The sequence below is a fragment of the Pseudomonas leptonychotis genome (genome assembly GCF_004920405.1).
GTDB classification, from domain to species: Bacteria; Pseudomonadota; Gammaproteobacteria; order Pseudomonadales; family Pseudomonadaceae; genus Aquipseudomonas; species Aquipseudomonas leptonychotis.
In genome coordinates, this window is sequence record NZ_RFLV01000001.1 from 842,758 (window position 1) to 866,396 (window position 23,639).

At 56.6% G+C, this 23,639-nt stretch carries 22 protein-coding genes and 3 tRNA genes; 12 read left to right on the forward strand and 13 right to left on the reverse strand.

All coding sequences use genetic code 11. The features are described 5' to 3' along the window. Window positions 1-115: 115 nt before the first annotated feature. Both coaE and yacG read left to right on the forward strand, forming a co-directional pair. Complete coding sequence (coaE, locus tag D8779_RS03815) at window positions 116-730, forward strand: dephospho-CoA kinase (protein WP_136663131.1); 615 nt, start codon at window positions 116-118, stop codon at window positions 728-730. Continuing rightward, window positions 727-927: a DNA gyrase inhibitor YacG gene (gene yacG, locus D8779_RS03820; RefSeq protein ID WP_136663132.1), complete on the forward strand. Its 201-nt coding sequence runs from the start codon at window positions 727-729 to the stop codon at window positions 925-927. Before coaE ends, yacG begins: the two co-directional genes overlap by 4 nt. Before the next feature lie 44 nt (window positions 928-971). Here yacG and D8779_RS03825 read toward each other — a convergent pair whose 3' ends face one another. After that, the gene (locus D8779_RS03825) at window positions 972-1,187 is read right to left on the reverse strand and encodes a hypothetical protein (protein ID WP_136663133.1); all 216 of its coding nucleotides are present in this window, start codon (window positions 1,185-1,187) and stop codon (window positions 972-974) included. A 104-nt stretch (window positions 1,188-1,291) separates the two neighbouring features. Next, window positions 1,292-1,981 carry an energy-coupling factor ABC transporter permease gene (locus D8779_RS03830; protein ID WP_136663134.1) on the reverse strand — a complete coding sequence of 230 codons (690 nt, stop codon included), beginning with the start codon at window positions 1,979-1,981 and terminating at the stop codon, window positions 1,292-1,294. A 143-nt stretch (window positions 1,982-2,124) separates the two neighbouring features. Between D8779_RS03830 and D8779_RS03835 the strand changes: the two genes are divergently transcribed. The 4 genes from D8779_RS03835 (at window position 2,125) to D8779_RS03850 (ending at window position 4,862) form a co-directional block, all read left to right on the forward strand. After that, on the forward strand, window positions 2,125-2,754 hold the full coding sequence (locus tag D8779_RS03835) for a DUF1780 domain-containing protein (protein ID WP_136663135.1): 630 nt from the start codon (window positions 2,125-2,127) through the stop codon (window positions 2,752-2,754). After that, window positions 2,751-3,245 carry an MOSC domain-containing protein gene (locus D8779_RS03840; protein ID WP_136663136.1) on the forward strand — a complete coding sequence of 165 codons (495 nt, stop codon included), beginning with the start codon at window positions 2,751-2,753 and terminating at the stop codon, window positions 3,243-3,245. Before D8779_RS03835 ends, D8779_RS03840 begins: the two co-directional genes overlap by 4 nt. Before the next feature lie 78 nt (window positions 3,246-3,323). After that, the gene (locus D8779_RS03845; RefSeq protein ID WP_136663137.1) at window positions 3,324-3,497 is read left to right on the forward strand and encodes a DUF3094 family protein; all 174 of its coding nucleotides are present in this window, start codon (window positions 3,324-3,326) and stop codon (window positions 3,495-3,497) included. A gap of 63 nt (window positions 3,498-3,560) precedes the next feature. Continuing rightward, a complete protein-coding gene (locus D8779_RS03850; RefSeq protein ID WP_136663138.1) occupies window positions 3,561-4,862 on the forward strand; it encodes an NAD(P)/FAD-dependent oxidoreductase in 1,302 nt (433 codons plus the stop codon). Between the two features lie 130 nt (window positions 4,863-4,992). Here D8779_RS03850 and D8779_RS03855 read toward each other — a convergent pair. The 3 genes from D8779_RS03855 to D8779_RS03865 all read right to left on the reverse strand — a co-directional run bounded on the left by D8779_RS03855 (window position 4,993) and on the right by D8779_RS03865 (window position 5,235). Further along, a tRNA-Lys gene (locus D8779_RS03855) sits at window positions 4,993-5,068 on the reverse strand. 5 nt (window positions 5,069-5,073) lie between these two features. Continuing rightward, window positions 5,074-5,150: transfer RNA gene (locus D8779_RS03860), tRNA-Pro, on the reverse strand. A 9-nt stretch (window positions 5,151-5,159) separates the two neighbouring features. Then, a tRNA-Asn gene (locus D8779_RS03865) sits at window positions 5,160-5,235 on the reverse strand. 212 nt (window positions 5,236-5,447) lie between these two features. Between D8779_RS03865 and D8779_RS03870 the strand changes: the two genes are divergently transcribed. Beyond that, window positions 5,448-7,799, forward strand: coding sequence for a DUF1631 domain-containing protein (locus D8779_RS03870; RefSeq protein ID WP_136663139.1), 2,352 nt, complete (start codon window positions 5,448-5,450; stop codon window positions 7,797-7,799). A gap of 9 nt (window positions 7,800-7,808) precedes the next feature. Then, window positions 7,809-8,144, forward strand: a complete 336-nt coding sequence (locus D8779_RS03875; protein WP_136663140.1) for a PilZ domain-containing protein — start codon at window positions 7,809-7,811, stop codon at window positions 8,142-8,144. A gap of 82 nt (window positions 8,145-8,226) precedes the next feature. Here the strand turns inward: D8779_RS03875 and clpB are convergent, their stop codons facing one another. The 3 genes from clpB to rluD all read right to left on the reverse strand — a co-directional run bounded on the left by clpB (window position 8,227) and on the right by rluD (window position 12,684). Beyond that, a complete protein-coding gene (gene clpB / locus D8779_RS03880) occupies window positions 8,227-10,791 on the reverse strand; it encodes an ATP-dependent chaperone ClpB (protein WP_136663141.1) in 2,565 nt (854 codons plus the stop codon). Window positions 10,792-10,965: 174 nt separating this feature from the next. Then, window positions 10,966-11,691, reverse strand: coding sequence for a peptidoglycan editing factor PgeF (gene pgeF, locus D8779_RS03885; RefSeq protein ID WP_136663142.1), 726 nt, complete (start codon window positions 11,689-11,691; stop codon window positions 10,966-10,968). Between the two features lie 18 nt (window positions 11,692-11,709). Then, window positions 11,710-12,684, reverse strand: coding sequence for a 23S rRNA pseudouridine(1911/1915/1917) synthase RluD (gene rluD, locus D8779_RS03890; protein WP_136663143.1), 975 nt, complete (start codon window positions 12,682-12,684; stop codon window positions 11,710-11,712). Between the two features lie 147 nt (window positions 12,685-12,831). Here rluD and D8779_RS03895 point away from each other — a divergent pair, with 147 nt between their 5' ends. The 4 genes from D8779_RS03895 to D8779_RS03910 all read left to right on the forward strand — a co-directional run bounded on the left by D8779_RS03895 (window position 12,832) and on the right by D8779_RS03910 (window position 17,171). After that, window positions 12,832-13,815, forward strand: a complete 984-nt coding sequence (locus D8779_RS03895; protein WP_136663144.1) for an outer membrane protein assembly factor BamD — start codon at window positions 12,832-12,834, stop codon at window positions 13,813-13,815. 197 nt (window positions 13,816-14,012) lie between these two features. Then, entirely contained in the window at window positions 14,013-14,252 is a 240-nt protein-coding gene (locus D8779_RS03900) for a PP0621 family protein (protein WP_136663145.1), read from the forward strand. Next, a complete protein-coding gene (locus tag D8779_RS03905) occupies window positions 14,242-15,831 on the forward strand; it encodes a sensor histidine kinase (RefSeq protein WP_136663146.1) in 1,590 nt (529 codons plus the stop codon). Before D8779_RS03900 ends, D8779_RS03905 begins: the two co-directional genes overlap by 11 nt. A gap of 2 nt (window positions 15,832-15,833) precedes the next feature. Beyond that, complete coding sequence (locus tag D8779_RS03910; RefSeq protein WP_136663147.1) at window positions 15,834-17,171, forward strand: sigma-54-dependent transcriptional regulator; 1,338 nt, start codon at window positions 15,834-15,836, stop codon at window positions 17,169-17,171. Window positions 17,172-17,240: 69 nt separating this feature from the next. On the opposite strand, the gene thiO is transcribed toward D8779_RS03910, so the two are convergent. The 5 genes from thiO to D8779_RS03935 are packed head-to-tail and all read right to left on the reverse strand — an operon-like array spanning window position 17,241 to window position 23,636. Further along, window positions 17,241-18,341, reverse strand: coding sequence for a glycine oxidase ThiO (thiO, locus tag D8779_RS03915; protein WP_136663148.1), 1,101 nt, complete (start codon window positions 18,339-18,341; stop codon window positions 17,241-17,243). Window positions 18,342-18,392: 51 nt separating this feature from the next. Further along, window positions 18,393-18,818, reverse strand: coding sequence for a type IV pilin protein (locus D8779_RS20905; RefSeq protein WP_136663149.1), 426 nt, complete (start codon window positions 18,816-18,818; stop codon window positions 18,393-18,395). Beyond that, window positions 18,800-22,036 (reverse strand): pilus assembly protein, encoded by a 3,237-nt coding sequence (locus D8779_RS03925; protein WP_136663150.1) that lies wholly within the window; start codon window positions 22,034-22,036, stop codon window positions 18,800-18,802. The genes D8779_RS20905 and D8779_RS03925 overlap by 19 nt, the downstream gene beginning before the upstream one ends. Continuing rightward, complete coding sequence (locus D8779_RS03930) at window positions 22,036-22,572, reverse strand: pilus assembly PilX family protein (RefSeq protein WP_136663151.1); 537 nt, start codon at window positions 22,570-22,572, stop codon at window positions 22,036-22,038. Before D8779_RS03930 ends, D8779_RS03925 begins: the two co-directional genes overlap by 1 nt. Next, window positions 22,569-23,636, reverse strand: a complete 1,068-nt coding sequence (locus D8779_RS03935) for a PilW family protein (protein WP_136663152.1) — start codon at window positions 23,634-23,636, stop codon at window positions 22,569-22,571. The genes D8779_RS03930 and D8779_RS03935 overlap by 4 nt, the downstream gene beginning before the upstream one ends. Between the last annotated feature and the right edge of the window lie 3 nt (window positions 23,637-23,639).

A 23,639-nucleotide genomic window follows, 5' to 3' on the forward strand; every position in this document is an offset into this window, starting at 1 on the left:
TCGGGTTTGGCGTATCAGGGCCACCACGCAGCTTTTTCGCCACCCCCTCCGTTCGCCAGCAGCCCAGCGGCTGCACTACAATCGCGCTCCTAGATGACTGACACGAGCGCGCACCTTGACGACGAAACCCTGGATTCTTGGCCTTACCGGCGGTATTGGCAGCGGCAAAAGCGCTGTTGCTCAGCACTTTGTCGACCTCGGCGTGCACTTGGTTGATGCTGATCATGCGGCCCGCTGGGTAGTGGAGCCGGGCAAACCGGCACTGGGTAAGATCGTCGAGCACTTTGGCCCCGATGTGTTGCAAGCGGACGGCCAGCTTGATCGCGCCGCACTACGCAGCAAAATTTTTACGGACGCTGAAGAGCGGCGCTGGCTCGAAGCCTTACTGCACCCACTGATCGGCGAGGAAATCATCCAGTACCTGGCACGCGCGCAATCGCCCTATGCGATCCTGGTGTCACCGCTGCTGATTGAGTCTGGTCAGCACAAACTGACCCATAGAGTATTGGTGGTCGATGCGCCTGAGCAGTTGCAGATACAGCGCACCATGGCACGCGATCACAGCAGCGACGAGCAAGTCCACGCCATCCTCAAGGCACAAGCCAGCCGCGAACAACGTCTTAGCCACGCCAACGATATACTGCTCAACGACCGGGACTTGCATTGGTTGCAAACCGAAGTGGAACGACTCCACGCTTTTTACCTGACCCTACGCGGAGGCCAAGCATGAGCACACCAACCTTAGTTGCCTGCCCCACCTGTGGCGCACCTGTCGAGTGGGGCCCGCAAAGCCCAACCCGGCCCTTCTGCTGTGAACGCTGCAAACTAATTGACCTCGGCGCATGGGCGTCGGAAGAGCACGCGATAGCAGGCAACCCCTTGGAAGACGACCTGTTCTCTGGCGAGCTGCCGCCGCGCGAACACTAACAGCCCGCAAGGAGTTGCTTACACTTTCAGCGACCTGCTGATAGCTAGGGCCGCATAAAGCTGTAGTCGCGCTCATCATCCAGATTGTCGGCGATAAACTGCAGTTCTGTGGCCAGATCAGCTGCACTGCGCTCACGCCGACTGCGTTCAACCACAGCACTTAGCAGTGCTCGCAACGCCACTGCCTGATCAAAGCTCGGCCCCTCAAAGCCCTGCAAACTCTGCTCGATGACCTGCCTTGCCCATTGATGCACGCCCATAGCCCACCCTCCCTATTGAAGTATGAACGATGGCACCTAACGATCTGCCCGTTTTGATCTGAATCAAGCCACGCAGTGTCATCGATGCACGAAAGACCGCACCATCAGCGCGGTAGATCATCATCCTTCCAGGGCGCAGCTAGATAGCGCGTGCGGTTAAAGGTTTCCAACCAATCGGGATAGAACACGACTAACGCTGTCACCAGCATGCCGTTGATAAACGCCTCGGGAAAAATCACCAACCAGAGATAGCCGATAAAATCTTCCAGCCAGGGCGGCATCGGAAACAGACCATCAAGCCAAAGCAGGGCGAAGGCTGCCGCGATACAGAGCAAGGCTCCCAGCGCCGCCGCGAAAAAACCACTGCAGAATATGTAGACGAACAGATTACTCGGCTGTTTTCTCTCGACCCGACGCGCACAGGCCTCGGTCACCCACACCGGAATAACCACCAGCAACACACCATTGACGCCCAGAGCAGCAAGATCCTGCCGGCCCAACGCCAGCAAACCCAGCTGGGCAATCAGCCCCACTAACATGGCCAGCGGCCAATCCAGCAGTAAAGTGACCGCCGTCATCCCGATAAAGTGATAGGACAACCCCGAGTCGAAATCCCGGCGCACCAACCACAGCACAAACAGCGCCAGCGCCGTGCCGCCTAACAGGTGCTGGCGACGCAGGTCACTGCACAGTTCGACCCAGGGTGCACGCCAGATCGCCCAGCACAGCAGCGGCAGATAGATAAGCCAACCCAGCAGCACGCTAGTAGACGACAACAAGTGTGCGGCAATCATCCAGAACCACTCCTAATGCAGTTGTGACGTACCTGAGCAGTCTACAACCGCTGCAACCAGCCACGCCCTTCGGCAGAAAAAAGCCGAGAGCAACTGCCGCAAAGGAGTACCAACCAGGCAGCCTGGCACGCTAAGCTGAGCTCATGGATGATTCAGATTACCTGCGCCTGCTAACGCATCAGGCCGAACAAGCCAACGCCTTCCTCTCCAACGCGCGTAAGTGGGAGCGCGAGCGCTGGGTGTGCCAGCGACTGCTGCAAGCCTTGAATGTCAGTCATCGCCTAGATGAATTTAGCGCCGCAGATCATGAGCCGCCTGATGTGTTGTTCCGCGACGCCAGCTTTGAAGTGTTCTTTGTCCTTGATGAGGGCCGCCGCCTGAACGATGAATGGCGCGCCGAGCTGGAGCGACGCCGTAGTGCGTTCTCCCTCAGCCAGCTAGTACGACGCGAAGCCAAACCTCGGCGCATCGGCGCAGCCGAACTGCAGCAGCGGCTAACGCCAACCCTGCGCAAGAAAGCCCACAACTATAAAGAGCGAGGCCTTGACCTCGGCGAGCTGGACTTACTCGCTTACGTCAACTTGAAAAGGGCCGTGCCCGACTTTAATAGTCACTTTCCCCCACCGACCGAGTTTCTTCGGCAAGGTTGGCGCTCTCTGTCACTGGTCGGGTCGACGTTTGCTCGCGTGCTATTCGCTCATCCTGGTGCGCCAGATGTTCTGCGCACCAACCTTGGCCGCACGGTGCTGTTCGATGTAGGCATCAGTCTGTGAGCCCGCTAAATGAGCTGCTCGCGGCCGTACCGCAGCAAGGCTGTGTGCGCTGGATTGGCGTACGCCCGGCGTCACGGGCCGCAATGATTGAGCTAGAGGCTGTCGAAGCGCGCCGCGAAGCCGGCCTTACCGGCGACCACTGCCGCCCCGGCCCGCGTAATGCCAGACAAGTCACCCTGATTCAATGGGAACATTTGGCCGTGGTCAGCGCCCTTATGGGTCGACCTGCTGAGCAACCAATCACCGCACCTGAGCTACGGCGCAATATCGCCATCAGCGGCATCAACCTGTTCAGCCTTAAGGGCAGGCGCTTTCGTCTTGGCCAAGCAATTCTGGAAACCACCGGCTGGTGCCAGCCCTGCGCGAGGCTCGAAGAGCGCCTTGGCCTCGGCACCTTCCAAGCCATGCGCGGCCACGGCGGAATTACCGCGCGCGTGCTACAAGGGGGAATTATTCGTCTGAATGATGACCTGCGCGTTGAGCCTTTGTAAGCCGCGCAGCTAGAATGCCCACCACTTCAGCCTGCAATCGTCTCGTCGATTGTTAACCGGCCCTTAATCGAGGCACGCATGTCCAGTCGCCTGAACCCTGATGATCAAAAACGTGTCGAGCAATACCTAAGCGCTCCACAACATCAGATCGAGCGCCAGCCGTTCAAGCTGTGGCGACTGCTGTTGGTGATATTCATTGCCGTTATTGGCCTCGGCCTGCTGAGCCGTCTTCTGAGTCGATTGGTGCTATGAGCTGCCTTGCGCTCGCCCACTGCGACTCGCCACCCTTTCTTAAAAGCCTTATGAGCGTATCTAATGTCTCACACCATCATAATTGTCGGCGGCGGCGCCGGCGGACTGGAGCTTGCTACCCGCCTGGGTAGAACTCTAGGCAAGCGCGGCCAGGCCAAGATCACCTTGGTCGATGCCAACCTGACCCACATCTGGAAACCACTGCTGCACGAAGTGGCGGCCGGCTCGCTAAACTCCTCCGGTGACGAACTGAACTACGTAGCCCAGGCTAAGTGGAATCATTTCGAGTTCCAGCTGGGTCGGATGTGCGACCTAAATCGCGCGGAAAAATGCATCAGCCTCGGCGCCACCTTCGATGACGACGGCCAGTTGCTAATGCCTGCACGCACACTGAGCTATGACAGCCTGGTCATTGCCGTAGGTAGCACCACGAACGATTTCGGCACCGCCGGCGCCGCCGAACACTGCCTGTTTCTCGACACCCGCGAGCAGGCCGAGCGCTTCCATCGCCAGTTGCTCAGCCACTACTTGCGCGCGCATGCCAGCCAAAGCGAAGCCACCGAGCTGATTGATGTGGCCATCGTCGGCGCCGGTGCCACGGGCGTCGAACTGGCCGCCGAACTGCATCATGCCGCACACGAACTGGCCGCCTACGGCCTGAACCGAATTAGCCCGGAGAATATGCGCATTACCCTGATCGAGGCCGGCCCGCGCGTACTGCCAGCCCTGCCGGAGCGCATCAGCCAGCCCGTGCACAAGACGCTGGAGAAACTCGGCGTTACCGTACTGACCGGCGCCGCAGTCAGCCAAGTCACCCGCGAGGCACTGCATACGGCACAAGGTCAGATTATCCCAGCAACCCTAAAAGTCTGGGCTGCAGGTATTCGTGCACCCGACTTCCTCAAGGAGCTGGACGGACTGGAAAGCAATCGCATCAACCAGCTGCAGGTGCGCCTAACCCTGCAAACCACCCGAGATGACAACATTTTTGCATTCGGCGATTGCGCAGCTTGCCCGCAACCCGGCAGCGAAGGACGCAACGTTCCGCCGCGTGCGCAAGCTGCGCATCAGCAAGCATCCCTACTGGCCAAATCGCTGAAGCAACGCATCGACGGCAAGCCACTCGCCGAATACCGCTACCGCGATTACGGCTCGCTGATCTCGCTATCGAGCTTCTCGGCTGTTGGCAACCTGATGGGCAATCTGACTGGCAGTGTCATGCTTGAGGGCTGGCTGGCTAGACTGTTTTACGTATCGCTCTACCGCATGCATCAGGTGGCGCTGTACGGCATGACCCGCACGCTGCTGATGATGCTGGGAGACCGCATTGGTCGCAGCACCGAGCCACGCCTGAAGCTGCATTGAGCCACGCGCGGGCAAGGCCAACGCCTTGCCCGCCGGCAGTACGCAGAGAAGACATCTCGCACTTGCATTAAATCGCAGGCAGTAAAAAACCCGCACTAGGCGGGTTTTTTACTTTCAAGCTTGCTTGAAATGGTGGGTCGTGTGGGATTCGAACCTACGACCAATTGGTTAAAAGCCAACTGCTCTACCAACTGAGCTAACGACCCAAAAATGGTCGGGGTAGGGGGATTCGAACTCCCGACATCCTGCTCCCAAAGCAGGCGCGCTACCGGACTGCGCTATACCCCGATGAAAGATTGGCTCCGCGACCAGGACTCGAACCTGGGACCCAATGATTAACAGTCATTTGCTCTACCGACTGAGCTATCGCGGAACTACTTGCTCTCGTTCTCAGCAACTGGATCCGATTTTTAATTCGTTTCCCGTGTCTGAGGCGCGCCATTTTACGGTTTCGCGCACACCTGTCAACCCCCTAAATTGCTTTTACTACAATGATTTGCAGCTGCGTGACAGGCTGCTATATCTTCCCTATGTCTGTATTCATTGCAGGACGCACCAGCCGTAAGGCTTAAGTCAGGAAAGTCCATGAGTAACCAGGGCATACCGCCAAACCCACCCAACTCAGCGCAGACCCTTGCCAGCCGTGGTATTCAGCCGCGCTTCGGCGATCTGGTGCAAAGTTGTCGAAAACTGGTGATGAATCGACTGGCTGAACACCTGACGGGTGTCTTCGCTCAAGTCGACGACACACTCTTTGAGTGCGCCGAAAAAGCCGAAAACAATCAGGTGCAAACCCTGTTTTTCGACAACATGCGAGAAATCCGCAGGCAACGCCCGCAGATAGAGCGCAGCTACCACCAGCAGATTGCGCAAAACTTCTCTGACTTCCTCGACGGCAAACTCATGCCGCCGCCCAGCACCAGCGAACTGGATGCCGAACACATGGCTCTGGTGCAGAACGAGGATTATGAAGAGAGCCTGCAAGTCACCAATATGGTCAGCCGGGTCAAGGCGCGCTGCGCACAACCGCTATTTGCCCTAGAGCAACGCCTGGCGCTGCTGAATAACGGCCAGAAGCTCGGCGAGGACATCAACCCCTTCGGCCCGCAAATGATTGCTCAGGCCTTTCGCGATGCCCTAACCCCCTGCCCGTTTCCGCTGCGTATAAAAGTCATCCTTTATACGTTGTTCGATACTCACGTGATGCAAAGCCTGGACAACATCTATGCAGCACTCAACCAGCGCCTAATTGATGCGGGCGTGCTGCCTAATCTCAAATACACCGCGCAGCGTAACAATCCACCGGCACAAGCGAAGTCAACGCCTACCACCCCACAGACTGAACCACCGACCGCGGGCAGCACCAGCGACCGAAATTCACCCGTCGCTGGGCAAGTTGAGACACAACGACACAGCCCGGGCAGCAGCGACTTGAGTGGCCCGCCTCCCAGCGACCCGCAGGAATTGCTAGGCAACCTGGCAACCTTATTGGGCGAGCACCGCCAGCGCGACATTGACGCTCCCCTGCTCGGCGGCACCCGCAGCATTGCCAGCTTCACCCCGCGCGAGGCCACCAGCACTTACAGCGCCTCCGCCCTGCTGGATGCACTCAACCGCATGCAGCAGCAATCAGCCAATGACCTGTCGCAGCGCCTGCATCGCCCACAGCAGGTAGAAGGCCTCAAAGCGGATCTGCAGCAGCAGCTGGAGGCCCATAGCGAGCTGCCAGGCCAACAAAAGGTTTCCGACCAGGAAGCCGACGTGATTGACCTAGTCGGCATGCTGTTCGACTTTATTCTCGACGACGACAACTTACCTGACACCTGCAAGACCACCTTGTCACACCTGCATACGCCCTACCTTAAAGTGGCACTGCAGGACAAAGCACTGTTCACCCAGCATCACCACCCTGCCCGCCGCCTGCTCAACGCCATGGCCCAGGCCGGGGTGCTGTATGGCGGTGAGGGCGATGAGCGCGGTTTACTGGCCAAAATGCAGTGGGTGGTCGAGCGCGTCATCCATGACTTCTTCGGTGACCTGCAACTCTTTGACGGCCTGCTGGACGAATTCAACGAATTCGTCGCCACCCTCAGGCACAAGGTCGAACTGCGCGAGCGCCGCGCCGTGGAGGCAGCCAAAGGCCGCGATAAGCTGCTAGGCGCCCGCCAGCACGCGGTCGACGTCATCGCCAACAGCCTCACCAATCGCCAGCCGCCGAGCATCATTCGCAACTTTCTCGAACTGACCTGGGCCGATGTTCTGGTGTTCGTACTGTTGCGTAATGGCGATCAAAGCCCTGAATGGCAACGCGCCAGCGAAGCGGCTGAACAACTGGCCTGGAGTGGCACCCTGCTCGATGAAGCAGACTGCGAGCGCTTGCAAAAGCTGCGCGTGCCGCTACTTGAGGACCTACGCAAAGGGCTGGAGCTGCTCGGCGGCTACCACGAGGATGGTATCCGCCGCTTGCTCCAAGATCTGGTGGCCTGCCAGCACGCCGTGCAAGCCAAACAGCCACAGGTAGCCGCCCGCCTCAAGCCGACCCTACCCGAAAGCCCGCTGGCTGCCATGCTCGGTGAAGACGCCGCACTGACGACCCTCGCTCCGCGCGAGTCAACACTCTCGGCGCGGGCACTGGCACTGGCTAAGGAGCTGGGTCATATCGAGTTCGGCACCTGGTTCGAGTTCGTCAGTGGCGACCAAGTCCGCACGCTCAAGCTGTCTTGGTTTAGCCCGACCACCCGCAACTACATGTTTGTTGATCAGAGCGGCCAACGCGTGGCAATCAAGCCAATCACCCAGCTGGCCACTGAGATGGAACAAGGGCTGGCGCGCATCGTCACCCCTGAACGGGGTGCCCCGCTGGTGGACCGCGCCCTTACCGCCATTTACCGTGTGCTGCAGCGCTTTACCGGGCGCACGGCTGAGACCCCAGAATAAGGAACTCGTATGGACGACGAACGTCGCCTGCACAGCCGGCACAACGCCGAAGTGCAGCTGGAAGTCTTCGATGTGCACTCCGGGCAACGCCTGGGCCGCGTTGTTGACCTTTCCGCCGATGGCTTCATGCTTTTTAGTGACACCCCCTTGGCAGCCGACGAGCTGGTGGAGTGTCGCCTGGTCAGTGAACAGGCCATTGATGGCGTGTACGAAGTAACGCTTGGCGCAGACTGCTTATGGAGTCGCCCAGGCGCAGACGGCCAGCACTGCTGGGCAGGTTTCCATATCATTGATCTGGCCGAGGACCAGGCGGTATCGCTGGAAGTCTTACTCAAGCACCTGTAACGCGCCGCAATAAAAACACCCCGGTCAGTGCGAGCTGAACCGGGGTGTTTTTATAGTGCGGCCCTAATGTGGCAGCCAGCACCTAGCCAAAAACAATCTCATCGCCCTCAACCCTACCTGTCACGCTGCTGCCCGGAGCAAATTTGCCCGCTAAAATCAGCTGCGCCAAAGGGTTCTCGATCCAACGCTGCACAGCACGCTTGAGCGGGCGCGCGCCATAAACCGGGTCGTAGCCCACGGCAATCAACTTATCCAAAGCCTCATCCGTCAGCACCAAACTCAGCTCCCGCTCCGCCAGACGCTGACGCAGGCGACTGAGCTGAATTTGTGCAATGCCGGCAATCTGGTCGCGGGCCAGCGGCTCGAAAATCACCACCTCGTCGATACGGTTGATGAACTCAGGGCGGAAGTGCGTACCCACCGCATCCATCACCGCAGCACGCTGCGCCTCACGATCCCCCACCAGCTCCTGAATCTGCGTAGAACCGAGGTTGGACGTCATCACGATCACGGTGTTCTTGAAATCCACGGTGCGACCATGACTGTCGGTCAGACGGCCATCTTCCAACACCTGCAGCAGCACATTGAACACATCGGGATGCGCCTTCTCCACCTCATCCAGCAAGATCACGGAATAGGGCTTGCGCCTTACGGCCTCGGTCAGATAACCGCCCTCTTCATAGCCGACGTAACCCGGCGGCGCACCAATCAAGCGCGCCACGGAATGTTTCTCCATAAACTCGGACATATCGATACGCACCAGCGCCTCCTCGGTATCAAAGAGGAATTCGGCCAGCGCCTTGCACAGCTCGGTCTTACCAACCCCGGTAGGGCCGAGGAAGAGGAACGAGCCACTGGGCCGATTCGGGTCAGACAACCCGGCACGCGAACGCCGCACGGCATTGGCTACGGCCACCACGGCCTCGTCCTGACCGATGACGCGCTGATGCAGCAAGCCTTCCATTTTCAGCAGTTTGTCGCGCTCACCTTCAAGCATTTTACTGACCGGAATACCGGTCCACTTCGACACCACTTCGGCGATTTCTTCCTCGGTGACCTTACTGCGCAGCAGCTGATTCTCTTTTTTGCCGTGCTGATCCACCATTTGCAGGCTGCGCTCCAAGTCCGGAATAACGCCATACTGCAGCTCAGCCATACGATTGAGGTCGCCTTTACGCCGCGCCGCCTCAAGCTCCTGACGCGACTGTTCGATCTTCTGCTGAATCTGTGCGGAGCCTTGCACCTCGGCCTTTTCCGACTTCCAGATCTCTTCCAGGTCCGCGTATTCGCGCTCTAAGCGCGCAATATCCTCGTTGAGTTTGGCCAGACGTTTGATCGCCGCCTCGTCGTCTTCTTTCTTCAGCGCCTGGGCCTCAACCTTGAGCTGAATCAGGCGCCGCTCGAGACGATCAAGTACCTCAGGCTTGGAGTCGATCTCCATGCGGATGCGGCTGGCCGCCTCATCGATCAAGTCGATGGCTTTGTCCGGCAACTGACGATCCGTGATGTAGCGATGCGACAACTTGGCCGCCGCGATGATCGCACCATCGGTGATGGCCACCTTGTGGTGCACCTCATAGCGCTCCTTGAGGCCGCGCAGGATGGCAATGGTGTCTTCTTCGCTCGGCTCATCAACCAGCACCTTCTGGAAGCGCCGCTCCAGCGCCGCATCCTTTTCGATGTACTGACGATATTCATTGAGCGTGGTCGCGCCGACACAATGCAACTCACCGCGCGCCAACGATGGCTTGAGCATGTTGCCGGCATCCATCGAGCCCTCACCCTTACCGGCGCCGACCATGGTGTGCAGCTCATCAATAAACAGGATGATCCGCCCTTCCTGCTTGCCCAGCTCATTGAGTACCGATTTCAGGCGCTCCTCGAACTCACCGCGAAATTTGGCTCCGGCAATCAGTGACCCCATATCCAGGGACAGCAAGCGTTTGTCCTTGAGGCCATCCGGTACCTCACCATTGACAATGCGCTGAGCCAGGCCTTCGGCAATCGCCGTCTTGCCTACGCCCGGCTCGCCGATTAGCACCGGGTTGTTCTTGGTGCGACGCTGCAACACCTGAATGGTGCGGCGAATTTCATCATCTCGGCCAATCACCGGGTCCAGCTTGCCTTCCTCAGCGCGCTTGGTCAGATCGACGGTGTACTTGTCCAGTGCTTGGCGATTTTCTTCAACGTTAGGGTCATTGACGGCATCACCACCGCGCAGGTTGGTGACCGCATTCTCCAGCGCCTTGCGACTAACCCCCTGTCCGAGCAGCAACTTGCCCAGTTTGGTGCTCTCATCCATGGCGGCCAGCAGCACCAGTTCGCTGGAAATAAATTGATCACCCTTCTGCTGCGACAGGCGGTCGGCTTGATTGAGCAGACGTGCCAAGTCCTGCGACAGATTGACGTCGCCGGACGGGTTCTGGATTTTCCCCAGCTGGTCGAGCTCTTGACCCAGGGCCAAACGCAGGTTGCTTACATCAAATCCGACCTGCATCAGCAGCGGCTTAATTGAGCCGCCCTGCTGCTCGAGCAAAGCCTGCATCAGGTGCAGCGGCTCAATGGCCGCATGATCCAGGCCCACGGCCAACGATTGCGCATCGGACAGCGCGAGCTGCAGCTTGCTGGTTAAACGATCAATACGCATAAACAATCAACCCTCATGGTGATGGCAGGCCGGCGCACTGAGTCGCACCCAAACAGAGAGCCTGCGGATAAAGAGTAGATGAGGACGATTGTGCGGGTTTCAAGCCAGGCGGCGTTGATGGAGATCAGTAAAGCGATGCCACAGGCTCATCACCGCTGGCCGCGATAGAGACAATCAGTTGCTCAACCAAATCAGGCTGGCAAAGCGTCCGGTTTGTGCCGAGCGGCGGTAAGAGAAAAAGCGCGAGTCATTGACGGTGCAAAAATCGCCACCGCAGACCGCCTCGACACCACGGGCGGCCAGGCGAATCCGCGCCAGCTGGTAGATATCCGCCATAAATTTGCCTGGGTTAGCGCCAGGCTGAAATGCCGCCGCCGCGTGCGCATGCTGGCCGACAAAAGCCTCACGCACTTCTGCCCCCACCTCGAAGGCCTGCGGACCAATGGCCGGCCCCAGCCAGACCAGCACCTGATCCGCCGGCACGGCCAACTTATCCAGCGTGGCCTCCAGCACCCCGCCAGCCAGCCCGCGCCAACCGGCATGCGCTGCCGCCACACGAGTGCCGGCGCGATCACAGAACAGCACAGGCAAGCAGTCTGCGGTCATGACCGTGCAGGCCATCCCTGGTGTGCTCGTCCAACTGGCGTCAGCCTCAGGCACCAACGCCGGATTCGCCTCTACCACCGTAACGCCATGCACCTGCTGCAACCAAGCAGGCTTGCAGCCCAGCAGGCTGACCAACCGTTGACGGTTTTTGGCAACCGCCTGCGGGTCATCACTGACATGCTCGCCCAGATTGCAATTATCGAACGGTGCCAGACTCACGCCACCGGAGCGGGTGGTAACGCAGGTTCTTACCCTTGCTGGAGCAGGCCATTGCGGCGTTAGCCAGTCGTGCATCCTGTCACCCAATTCCTGTTACCCAATAAAAGCCTCACGATCCTGGCGCAGCAGCGTCAGCAACCAGACAAAGTCATCCGGCAACGGCGACTGCCACTTCATCCGCTCACCGGTCATCGGGTGATCCAGCTCAAGGAAGCGCGCATGCAAGGCCTGACGCGGAAACTCCTTGAGGCTTTGCACCATGCTCGGGTTGGCCGCTGGTGGAATGCGGAAGCGCCCACCGTAAACCGGGTCGCCGACCAGCGGGTAGCCAATATGGCTCATGTGCACGCGGATCTGGTGAGTGCGCCCGGTCTCCAGCTTGACCCGCGCATGGGTATGCGAACGGTAGCGCTCCAACACCCGGTAATGGCTCACCGCGGGCTTACCACCATCGCTCACAGCCATACGCTGGCGCTGCGAGGAACTGCGACCGATCGGGGCGTTAATCTTGCCGCCGGAGGTGATCACGCCGATCACGATGCATTCGTAGATGCGACTGACCGAGCGTTTTTGCAGCTGATCGACCAAGCGGGTCTGCGCTTCAATGGTCTTGGCGACCACCATCAACCCGGTGGTGTCCTTGTCCAAACGGTGCACGATACCCGCGCGCGGCACATTGATAATGTCCGGCACGTGATGCAGCAAGGCGTTAAGCAGGGTGCCATCGGCATGCCCAGCAGCCGGGTGCACCACCAGGCCCGCGGGCTTATCGATGACCAAGATTTGTTCGTCTTCATAGACGATGTTGAGTGCAATGTCCTGGGCAATCCATTCGCCCTGGGCTTCCTGCTCGGCCTTAAGAGCCAGCAGCGATCCACCATGGACGATATCGCGCGGACGCAACACCGCACCATCGACGGTCAATAGACCCTCTTTGATCCAGGCAGACAGACGCGAACGCGAGTGCTCAGCGAACAGGAGTGCGGCGACTTGATCGAGGCGTTGACCGCCCATTTCATAGGGCACCTCGGCGTTCAGTTCAATGATCTGCTTATTAATAGAGGGCATGCTCGGCAACGGCGGGGGCATAGCTTTTGGTTTCGGCTACACGCTTGTGGTTAAATACGGCGTCTTTGCCCCAGGGGTACCAGGGGCGCTCATCATAACAGGACGGCTTTGCTCAAGACAGCCGCCGTCACAGGGACGCAAGCCGCCATGCAAGTGAAACACCTGCTGCTGATCGCAATCCTCGCCCTCACCGCCGCCTGCTCATCGAAAGAGGTCGTCGACGAAAACCTGAGCGAGACCGAACTTTACCAGCAGGCACAGGCCGACCTGGACAATAGTAGCTACTCCGCTGCGGTGGCCAAGCTCAAGGCGCTGGAGTCGCGCTACCCGTTCGGACGCTATGCCGAACAGGCCCAGCTGGAGCTGATCTACGCCTACTACAAGAGCGTTGAGCCAGAAGCGGCAAAGTCTGCGGCGGACCGCTTTATCCGTCTGCACCCGCAGCACGCTAACGTCGACTACGCCTATTACCTGAAGGGCCTGACTTCATTCGATCAGGATCGTGGCCTGATCGCCCGTTTCGTCCCACTGGACATGACCAAGCGCGACCCGGGCGCTGCGCGCGACTCCTACAACGAGTTCGCTCAGCTCACCAGTCGCTATCCAACCAGCCGCTACGCGCCAGACGCCAAGCAACGCATGATTTACCTGCGTAACCTGCTGGCCGCCTATGAAATTCATGTGGCGCACTACTACCTGACCCGTAACGCCTACGTGGCAGCCGCCAACCGCGGGCGGTATGTCGTGGAAAACTTCCAGGAAACCCCAGCCGTTGGCGACGGCCTGGCGGTAATGACTGAGGCCTACCAGCGCCTAACCCTTGATGATCTAGCTGCCACCAGCCTTGAAACCCTCAAGCTCAACTACCCGGACCACCCAAGCCTGGTCGACGGCCAATTCGTGCCGCGCGAAGAAGAAGCCGATACTCGCTCCTGGCTGGCCAAGGCAACACTGGGCCTGATCGAAACCGATACCCCGCTGCCACCGGGCGAAACCCGCGCCAGCCAGGACGTGATTCGCCAGTACGAAGATGCCGAAGAACAAATTCCGGACGAGCTCAAAAGCGTCGAGACTGAAGAGCAATCCAGTCGCTCGTGGTTCAGCTACATGACCTTCGGCCTGTTTGATTGAGCAAGACGTGCGCATAAAGCGGGAGGCCATCGGTCTCCCGTTTTTTATTGACTCAGCACTACAAAGCACTCACCACCCATACAGCGCCGACCTACTGATAACCACTGCGCAGAACAGCACCCGGCGCACGGCCTCAACGCTGGGCGCATACAGGCCGTTTAGCTAAACTGCCAGCCAATCAAAAAGAAGAGGGCATTATGGGTCTGTTCCGCTTGTTGTTCTGGCTGGCCATCATTGCTGGCGCGTTCTGGCTGTGGCGGCGCGTTACCCGGTCAACAGCCACCCGCACTGACGACACCATCAGCAACGCGGCGCCGATGGTGCGCTGCGAACAATGTGGCGTTCATGTGCCGCGCGACCATGCTCTGGCGAGAAACGAGCACTGGTTCTGCAGCCAGGCACATCTAGAGCAAGGCTCGCAGCCCAGTGAGCACTGAACTCAACCTAAGCGGGGAGCAAAGCTGGCGAATCCTGCGCCTCTACCACCTGTACCGTTTGATTATTGGCCTCGCCTTGGCACTGCTGGTATCCAGCAACCTGCACACTGATCTACTTGAGATGGCTAACCCGGAGCTATTTCGCAACGGCAGCTGGCTGTATCTAGCCCTTAATGTCCTGATCATCGCCACAGTACGTAGACCCAAACGCCTGGCGCAGATTTTCAGCCTGGCACTGGTCGACGTCATTCTACTCGCCGGCCTGTTCTATGCCGGTGGCGGTACGCCAAGCGGCATAGGCAACTTACTGATTGTCGCAGTGGCTATCAGCAATATTCTGCTGCGTGGGCGTATCGGCCTACTGATTGCCGCTGTCGCCGCAATCGGCATGATTTACCTCACCTTCTTCCTTAGCCTCAGCCGCCCTGCAGCTACAGCCCAGTACGTTCAGGTCGGCGCATTTGGCGCACTGTGCTTCGCTGCCGCCTTGTTCGTGCAAGGCCTAACCCGACGCCTGCAAGCCAGCGAAAGCCTTGCAGAGCAGCGTGCCGCTGATGTGGCCAATCTAGAGGCATTAAACGGCCTGATCCTGCAGCGCATGCGTACAGGCATTCTGGTTTTGGATGAACTGCATCGCGTACTGCTGGCCAACCAAGGTGCCAATCACCTGCTAGGGCATGCCGACCTAACGGGCAAAATCCTCGACCCGCACTGCCCCGAATTGATCAAGCGCATGCAGCAGTGGTCGCACAACCCAAGTTTGCGCCCTAGCAGCCTGCAAGCGGCACCCGATGGCCGTGTATTACAACCGAGCTTTATTGCCCTGCTACGCGGCGAGTACAAACACACACTGATCTTTCTCGACGACATCTCACAAATCGCCCAACAAGCGCAGCAACTCAAGCTCGCCTCTCTCGGCCGCCTGACGGCAGGTATCGCCCACGAAATTCGGAACCCACTGGGAGCCATCAGTCACGCCGCACAACTGCTGCAAGAGTCAGAAGATCTGGAGGGGCCAGATCTGCGCCTGGCACAGATCATCCAGGATCACTCACGGCGCATGAACCTGGTCATCGAGAACGTTTTGCAGCTCTCGCGGCGCCGTCAAGCCGAGCCGCAACTGCTTGACCTGAAATACTGGCTGCACCGTTTTGCTAGCGAGTTTCGTGGCAGTGCAGCACCGGGCCAGACCCTGCATCTACAAACCAGCAGCGGTAGCATTCAGACGCGAATGGACCCCCATCAGCTCACCCAGGTATTAAGCAACTTGGTGGAAAACGGCCTGCGCTATAGCGCGCAGAAGAACAAACAAGGGCAAGTTTGGCTGAATCTATTCCGCGACCCTGACAGCGAGCTGCCCGTGCTTGAGGTGTTGGACGATGGCCCTGGCGTCGCCGAGGAACAACTGCACCACTTGTTTGAACCCTTCTACACCACAGAAAACAAAGGTACCGGCTTAGGCTTGTATATTTCCCGCGAGCTGTGCGAAAGCAATCAGGCGCGTCTTGACTATAAACTTCGTGAAGGTGGCGGCAGTTGTCTGCGCATCACCTTCGCCCACCCGCGAAAACTGAGCTGACCATGACCCGCCAGAGAGCCTTGATCGTCGACGACGAACCCGATATTCGTGAACTTCTGGAGATCACCCTGGGGCGGATGAAGCTCGACACTCGTAGCGCACGGAACGTCAAAGAGGCCCGAGAATGGCTGGCCAAAGAGCCCTTTGACCTGTGCCTGACCGATATGCGCCTGCCCGACGGCACGGGCCTAGAGCTGGTACAGCACATTCTGCAGCGTCATCCGCAAGTACCGGTTGCGATGATCACCGCCTACGGCAGCCTGGACACCGCAATCAATGCACTGAAGGCCGGGGCATTCGACTTTTTGACCAAGCCCGTCGACCTCGGGCGCTTGCGCGAACTGGTCGCCGCCGCCTTGCGCCTGCGCAGTGCCGACGGCGAAGAACTGCCGGTGGACAGCCGCCTGCTCGGCGAGTCGCCGCCAATGAAGACCCTGCGCAAACAAATCCTCAAACTGGCGCGCAGTCAGGCCCCCGTGTATATCAGCGGTGAATCCGGTAGCGGCAAAGAACTGGTAGCCCGCTTGATCCACGAGCAGGGCTCGCGCAGCGAACAACCTTTCGTGCCGGTCAACTGCGGCGCCATTCCTAGCGAGCTGATGGAGAGTGAGTTCTTCGGCCACAAGAAAGGCAGCTTCACCGGCGCCATTGAGGACAAGCAGGGGTTATTCCAAGCCGCCAATGGCGGCACTCTATTTCTCGACGAGGTAGCCGACCTGCCGCTGCCGATGCAAGTCAAACTGCTACGCGCAATTCAAGAAAAAGCCGTGCGCGCCGTCGGCGGTCAGCAGGAGCTGGTGGTTGATGTGCGCATTCTTTGCGCCACCCACAAAGACCTTGCCGGAGAAGTCGCCGCCGAACGCTTCCGCCAAGATCTTTATTACCGCCTCAACGTCATCGAGTTACGCGTACCAGCCCTACGCGAACGACGCGAAGACATTACGCTGCTGGCCGACATCATGCTCAAGCGCCTGGCCGAGGGCACCGGCCTCAGCCCGGCCAAGTTGGACGACGATGCACTGGAGAAGCTCAAAAGCTACCGCTTCCCGGGCAACGTACGCGAACTGGAGAACATGCTTGAGCGCGCCTACACCCTGTGCGAAGACGATCGCATCTCCGCCAGCGACCTGCGCCTGGCCGACAGCAGCCCTATCAGTGAGAACGGCGAAGCCAACCTCGCCCAGATTGATAATCTGGAAGACTACCTAGAAGCCATCGAGCGCAAGCTTATCATGCAGGCCCTGGAAGAAACTCGCTGGAACCGCACCGCAGCCGCTCAGCGTTTAGGCCTAAGCTTTCGCTCAATGCGCTATCGACTAAAGAAGCTCGGCATAGACTAACGCCATGCGTCACATAGCATCAGTTGAAGACGGGGCTTTAGCCGCAAAGCCCTTCCTTAAACCATCGACTCAAACAGTAAAACCCAACCGCCCAGCCGGCGCATAAGGCGTCGGGTCCACAATCGGCTCACGCCCGAGCATCAGATCCGCCAGCAATTGGCAGGACGCCGGCGCCAGCACCAGTCCATTGCGATAATGCCCGCAGTTCAACCACAAACCCTCATGCCCCGGCACCGGCCCAATAAACGGAATGCCCTCCGGCGAACCAGGCCGCAGCCCCGCCCAATGCCCCACAACCTCGGCATCCGCCAGCGCCGGCAACAATTCGATAGCGGAAGCTTTTAAGCTGGCCAGCGCCTCGTCAGTTGGTGTTTTGTCGAAACCAGCATGCTCAAGCGTGCTGCCAATCAGGATATGGCCATCACGCCGCGGAATCGCATAGCGCCCCTTGGCCAGGACGATGGCAGGCAAAAACTCTTCGGCACACTTGTACAGAATCATCTGCCCCTTAACCGGTACCACCGGCAACTCGACGCCGAGGGTTTTCATCAGCTCGCCACTCCAGGCTCCGGCTGCAAGCACAACCTGATCGGCATACATATCACCCTGCGCCGTGCGCACGCCCGTGATACGGCCGCCTTCGCGGATAAAACCACTGACCGCACACTGCTCATGCAGCGTGACATTCGGCATTCGCTGCAGAGCAGCACGCAGCGCTTTGACCAAGCGCGGATTACGCACATTCGCCACATCTGCTTGATGCACCGCATGCTTGAAAACCCTGGACAGTGCTGGAATTGCGCGCTGGACAGAGCGCCTATCAATCCGCTGCAGCGGCCGCTTTTCGCGGTCAGCCCAAGACAGCGCCTGCGCCTCATCATCCAAGTCAAGCCAGTACAACCCTGTGACACAAACCTCAGGGTCGACTCCCGTCTGCACCAACAGTTGCTGACCTATACGCGGATAGAACTCTTGCGACCAATGCGCTAAAGCGGTCACTGCGCAATCGTAGCGCCAGGGATATAGAGGGGAAACGATGCCCCCGCCGGCCCAGGAAGACTCCTGGCCAACCTCAGCACACTCTATTATGCGGAGTTTAGCTCCGGAATTTGCCAACTTTAGAGCACTCAGCAGGCCAATAACGCCACCACCTACGCAGACCACCTTCACGCTACCACCCTTACAAAGAAACAGGACCTGACAAGCAGGCCCTGAATATTGTTACTTCCAGCATTCAGTGGAAGCTGTTCCTGTAGCGCCTTTAAGCCCTAGGTGAGTAAGTGTCAATGTCGCACATTTACCGTCACTGGCCTGCGCCCTCCCGGCAACAGGCGTAGCCGTTAAAGTATAAGTCGTAGCCGCACTGGCGATGCCGATCGTATACAACCGTTCAGCAGAGTTTACAGTCCCGGCATTTTGCACAGAACAGTTGGCATTATTGTAAGCACTGAACTGAGTAAAGCAGCGCTCAAGCGTCTGCGACACTTGCAAGAGCGCAGTTGTTGCATCAGTGCGATTGCCTTTGCGTACGTACTCTTGATAACTGGGATAAGCGATAGCAGCCAAAATTCCGACTATAGCTACCACTATCAGCAACTCAATCAAGGTAAAACCACGCACCGCTGGCCTCAGCGTAATTGTCGCCATGACATTCTGCCCTCTTTCAGTGAACCCTTCTCCTTGACCACCAAAATATTACCTGATGAGCCACCGGAGTATTTGTACTCGGTCTTACCTGCGGAAACGATACCCGGAGTTTTGATAATCCCCTCCGGTGAACGCTTACCTCCTGCGTAACAAAGAAGGCCTGAGCCACAAGCAATCTTATCAGCATTATTAAACTCACCATCATTATTCACGTCCAGCACAGAATAATTCAAACTACCTCCGGTGAACGCATCCATTTCCATCAGCCAGCTAGTACCCCCGGCAAGACAAGGATCGGCAGAAGGAATGAGAGTGGTGAAAATAATTCGACCAGCCCTCAACAGTGGCAAACTTACAGATCGCTCACCAGCAGCGCTATAAGGAGGGGGTGCCAGATCCATATACCAACCACGCTGAGTTGACCAATTAATGGCGTTATTACTGAACGACCGATAATCTGCAGATTCAAAGGTAATCTGTTGTCGCTGCAACTCACTCCTTGCTGTGATTTCCCAACCATTGAGACTAGCGCCCGTCACTGGCTTATCCCAAATACCATAGAAACTCTGCATTTGTGGGCTAGAGCCAACTACGTTGTCGGTAGTCTCAAAATACTTACCCGTGCCAAAGTAGAGTATTAAGCCACCGTCAGTAGGATGCGAGCCAATTTCCAACCCCGATGTAATAGGCTGGGCTTGATTCGAGGCATTCTTGGCGATGAATAACGGGACGCTTACTTTGTTAGTATTATTGCCGGAAGTCTTGTAAGAATCCCAAGCCGCGACAGCACCGGTCAGGTCAAACTTCCACAGATTACCTTTCAGATCCCCGGCATACACATAAGTAATTTGACGATTTGCATCAACCACTACTGAAGGCGTGGAAAGACCATTATCAACATCAGCGGTGGTATCTGTATCCACTACTATTTTCTTTATAAGAGCACCGGTCAGCGCATTAACCACATAGAGAGCTGCCCGACCAGTATTACTCTCGTAGCCGTTACCAAAAATAGCCACCCACGTATTGTCATTGGTGCGCGCAATAACCGGCACGCCATAGGTATAACCCAGGTCATTCCAATCATTCGAAGCCGTAGACGTATCGGGCGCCGTAATTTCCCACAACACATCACTCGCGGAGAAACCTGCCGGATTGGTGATATTTAACGCATATATACCGCGCCCACCCGCGCCTAAACCGCCAACGGCGTAAGTCTTCCATCCCCCACTAACAACATTGGAGTCAAAGACGTCACCTACACCTATAGAACCATCAACATAATATTTGTGAGCATAACTATTCTTGGTCAGGTAGCGTAAACCTGGTGTGGCACCAGGGGTAGTGGTACGTTGCTTGAACAAAGATGTTGGCACATAGGCAAACAGCTCAGCACCTGTTTCAGCATTGAAACCATGTACCATCCCGTCATTAGCGCCTACTAACAACAACTTGGTTGCACTATTTTTTGTTTCTAAAAAACTCTGATACGTATCTGCAGGCTCGGTCGTCACCAAGGGATCGTTAGGTATGGTATAGCCATAATTTTGGGCACCAACATATACCGGATCCGAATTCACAATATCGCCAAGCACTGTTGTCCGGCTACGCAACACCTCACCGCTTGTGAGTGTTGCGCCCGAACTACCTCCGCGCAGCCAATTTACAACGGTCACGCCATCAGCTGCATTCGAAACACTCAACTCTGCCTGCTGAGCCAAAGTGAGGTTAACCCACTGGAAAGCAGCCCCCCCCAGAGCGTTACGAGTAAATATATTCCGCGAAGCCGCTGCTGGAATAAGCCCCGCGGTACCAGTTCTCCAGCTTACCGGACCTACCGAGCCATCAGCATTGATGCCAAACGCTAGCAACTCGCCGCTCCAGTCGGCACTGTTGAATTTCGCCTGATAGATAAGTGTGTCTGTATCCAGGCGTGTAGAGTTTGTCGCAATAGCAGCAGCGGAACTTGTGCGCTCTTTAATGGACTGCAGCGCGCTAGAGAGAACGCTATTGAGCTGGGCGGCGTTATTCGCAGTATAATAACTACCCTTGCCAAGCTCGGCAGCATCTTCAAGCATCTGATTGGATGTCGAGAAGCCCACAGTAAAGGTTTCAATATTTTGCTTAGCAAACGCAGAGTCATTAAAAGAGACACCCGCGAGATCAACACCAGAACTTCTCATATCAATATCGAATGCAAATTTCGAAATATCATCAAGATAAAGACTACTGCCCTCACCATCACCCACACCCAAACCATCTGAATATTTAATGCCTTCAGCCTGATTACTTCCGACACCGTCCCAGTCCGGCAGCCTGGAATCTGCATCGTTATCCGCCGCCGTAAAAGTCCGGTCAAACGTCGGCAGACCATCCGTAATAACAACCCCGAAATTCTTTTGGCAGCGATATTGGATAGGGCTTGTATAATTTCCCGCCCCTACTCCTTGATAGCGGCTCATCCCTCGAAAATAACGGGTAACCTCATAATAAGATTCCGCCAAGGGTGTATTCGAATTTGGGCTCAGCGCATCAATACTCGAAATCAAACTAGAGTAGTTAGCGTCAGCCTGAGCCTGAGTGACGCTAGACGAAGGTGATAAACTGGCAACACTACTATTAATACTTCCACCGGGGCCACTATCAGCATTAACCGGCGGATTGAATGACGAAAGACCAATACGCATAGAGCGATTCGCATTGACCACAGACACTGCCGACGCCTTAGCAACTGCCATCCTGACTTGCTTCGGGAACACCGCATCAGACAGTGTAGTTAGATCATTACTAGCACCAGTGTAAGTTGCATAAATATAAGAAAGGTACTTTGCCGTATATCGCGTCGACCCACCCCCTACTGGATCTGGAAACACATAGCACCTTCGATTATTACCAGCCGCATCATATATAGCCTTAAAGCCAGCAGAACATTCTTTTTGCTTAATAGTACCAATCTGGATATTAGAAAGCGTCATATCAACTACAAGAGTATCAGCCTGACCAACCCTGTAAGTAATATTAGGCCAACTACCTGACATCGCCGCATCTGCTTGAATAATATTATTCATACTCCCGGAGTTATCAACGAGCAGCATAATATTAGGCGCTACCGTAGTCGACTGAAACAGCGGCACGTCTGCAATATTTAACGCCCACGCAGGGGATGACGCATACAAGGCTAAGCTTGCGCCCAATGCGACGGAATTTAATTTAAGCATTAGATACCTCCCTGCCGACGATAGGTCGACTGCAGAATTACCACCGCGTCCGTGGTGCCACCTTGAGCACGGGCCGTAACACGGTAACTTTTTATCTCTTTCAATGCGCCAAACTTCATACTTTCACCGACTGGAGCAACCATAGTTTTGATTTCTTCGATGACATAGAGTGGCGCCGCACTCAGCTCACTGAACTGAGTAGCGTAGGTCCTAGCATTGGTAGACCACGGGTAACTATCCCAGAAAGCCGGATTGCCGGGCTGTAGATTTGTATAGGTCTCATTGATTAGCCCCCCAGAATTTGCAAACACTGGCAATACCGCTGACTGGAGGTATTTCTCGCCACCGAGCAAGGCTGATTCCGAAGCTTGGAAGGCAAGGTTGCGGTCACGCATATTGCCTACCATTTTTTCCTGCAACGTTGTGTCCTGCATTCCGGCAACACCAATTACAGTCAAAATCAACAAAAGAATTAACGCGACAATTAGGGTTGCCCCACGCTGCCCGAAGTGGTGTTTTTTATAATACACATTCATGGCATTTTTGCCCTCACTCCGATGGTAGAGACAAATACATGACGCAACCTTCTATCGGCTGGAGTTACATTCGCTCCGTTGAAACTATAAGGCTGGGCAATGTCAGTAACGCCATCATCCACACTCTGCATCAATAGTTGCACTCGAACAGCACCAACTTTGTCCCAGGCCGATGCTGTACTTACAGCTGTGGCTGTATCATATTGATCCGGCACTAAATCAGCACCTGTATCTCGCCCATAGAGTAGTTGCATATTCTCAACACCCTCAAGAATCTCTACACCTGGGTTAGGCGCTATAGATTGATATAAGGAAGGCCGCCCCCCTGCACCGGTTGCAATATAGTAGTACACGGTATTCATTTTGATTATTTCGGCGTCTGTGCCGAAGCTCTCTGAGCTGGAAGCACTAGCGCCACCCCAAGAGCTTATTGCATTGCCAGGAGTACCTGAAGCCGGATGGGTTATATTGAACGCAGGGGGAGTTCCACCGGTAGCCTGAATATTACCAGCCTGGAATATCCTGGCCTTACTACAATCAGCAACCATCAATATATCAGCCTTACAGATCCCACTAATTCGATCCGTATTGCCTGCACAAGCCCCACTATCGGTGCTCGTAACCTGCGCAAAAAGTTGAGCCGAATTATTATTACTTACAACCTTAACCCCATCGCCAAGTGGCCCTTTTAAAATCAACACATCAGTATTAGCCAGCGGCGCTGGACTCAACGCTGACAACGCAGCTGGCACACTGGCACCCACGTCATAGCCGTTAACTCCGCGAGAAAAATCATAATTTAAGCTTGTAGCGTTATTTAACGTATTGGTGAGCGATGAGTAATCACCACTAGCACAGCCTGAGTAACCCGCCATGCGGACATCCCGCCCTATAAACTCCATGGCCATACGGCCGTTTTCTTGAACTCGCGCCAATGCCTGCTGGAAACTGTATGTTCGCTTACTGTCCAAGAAAACTTTAGTGACCCCGGATATTAGGAAGAGCCCGATTACCATTGCCACCATCAACTCAACCAGCGACAAGCCTTTCTCTAAATTACGCATAGC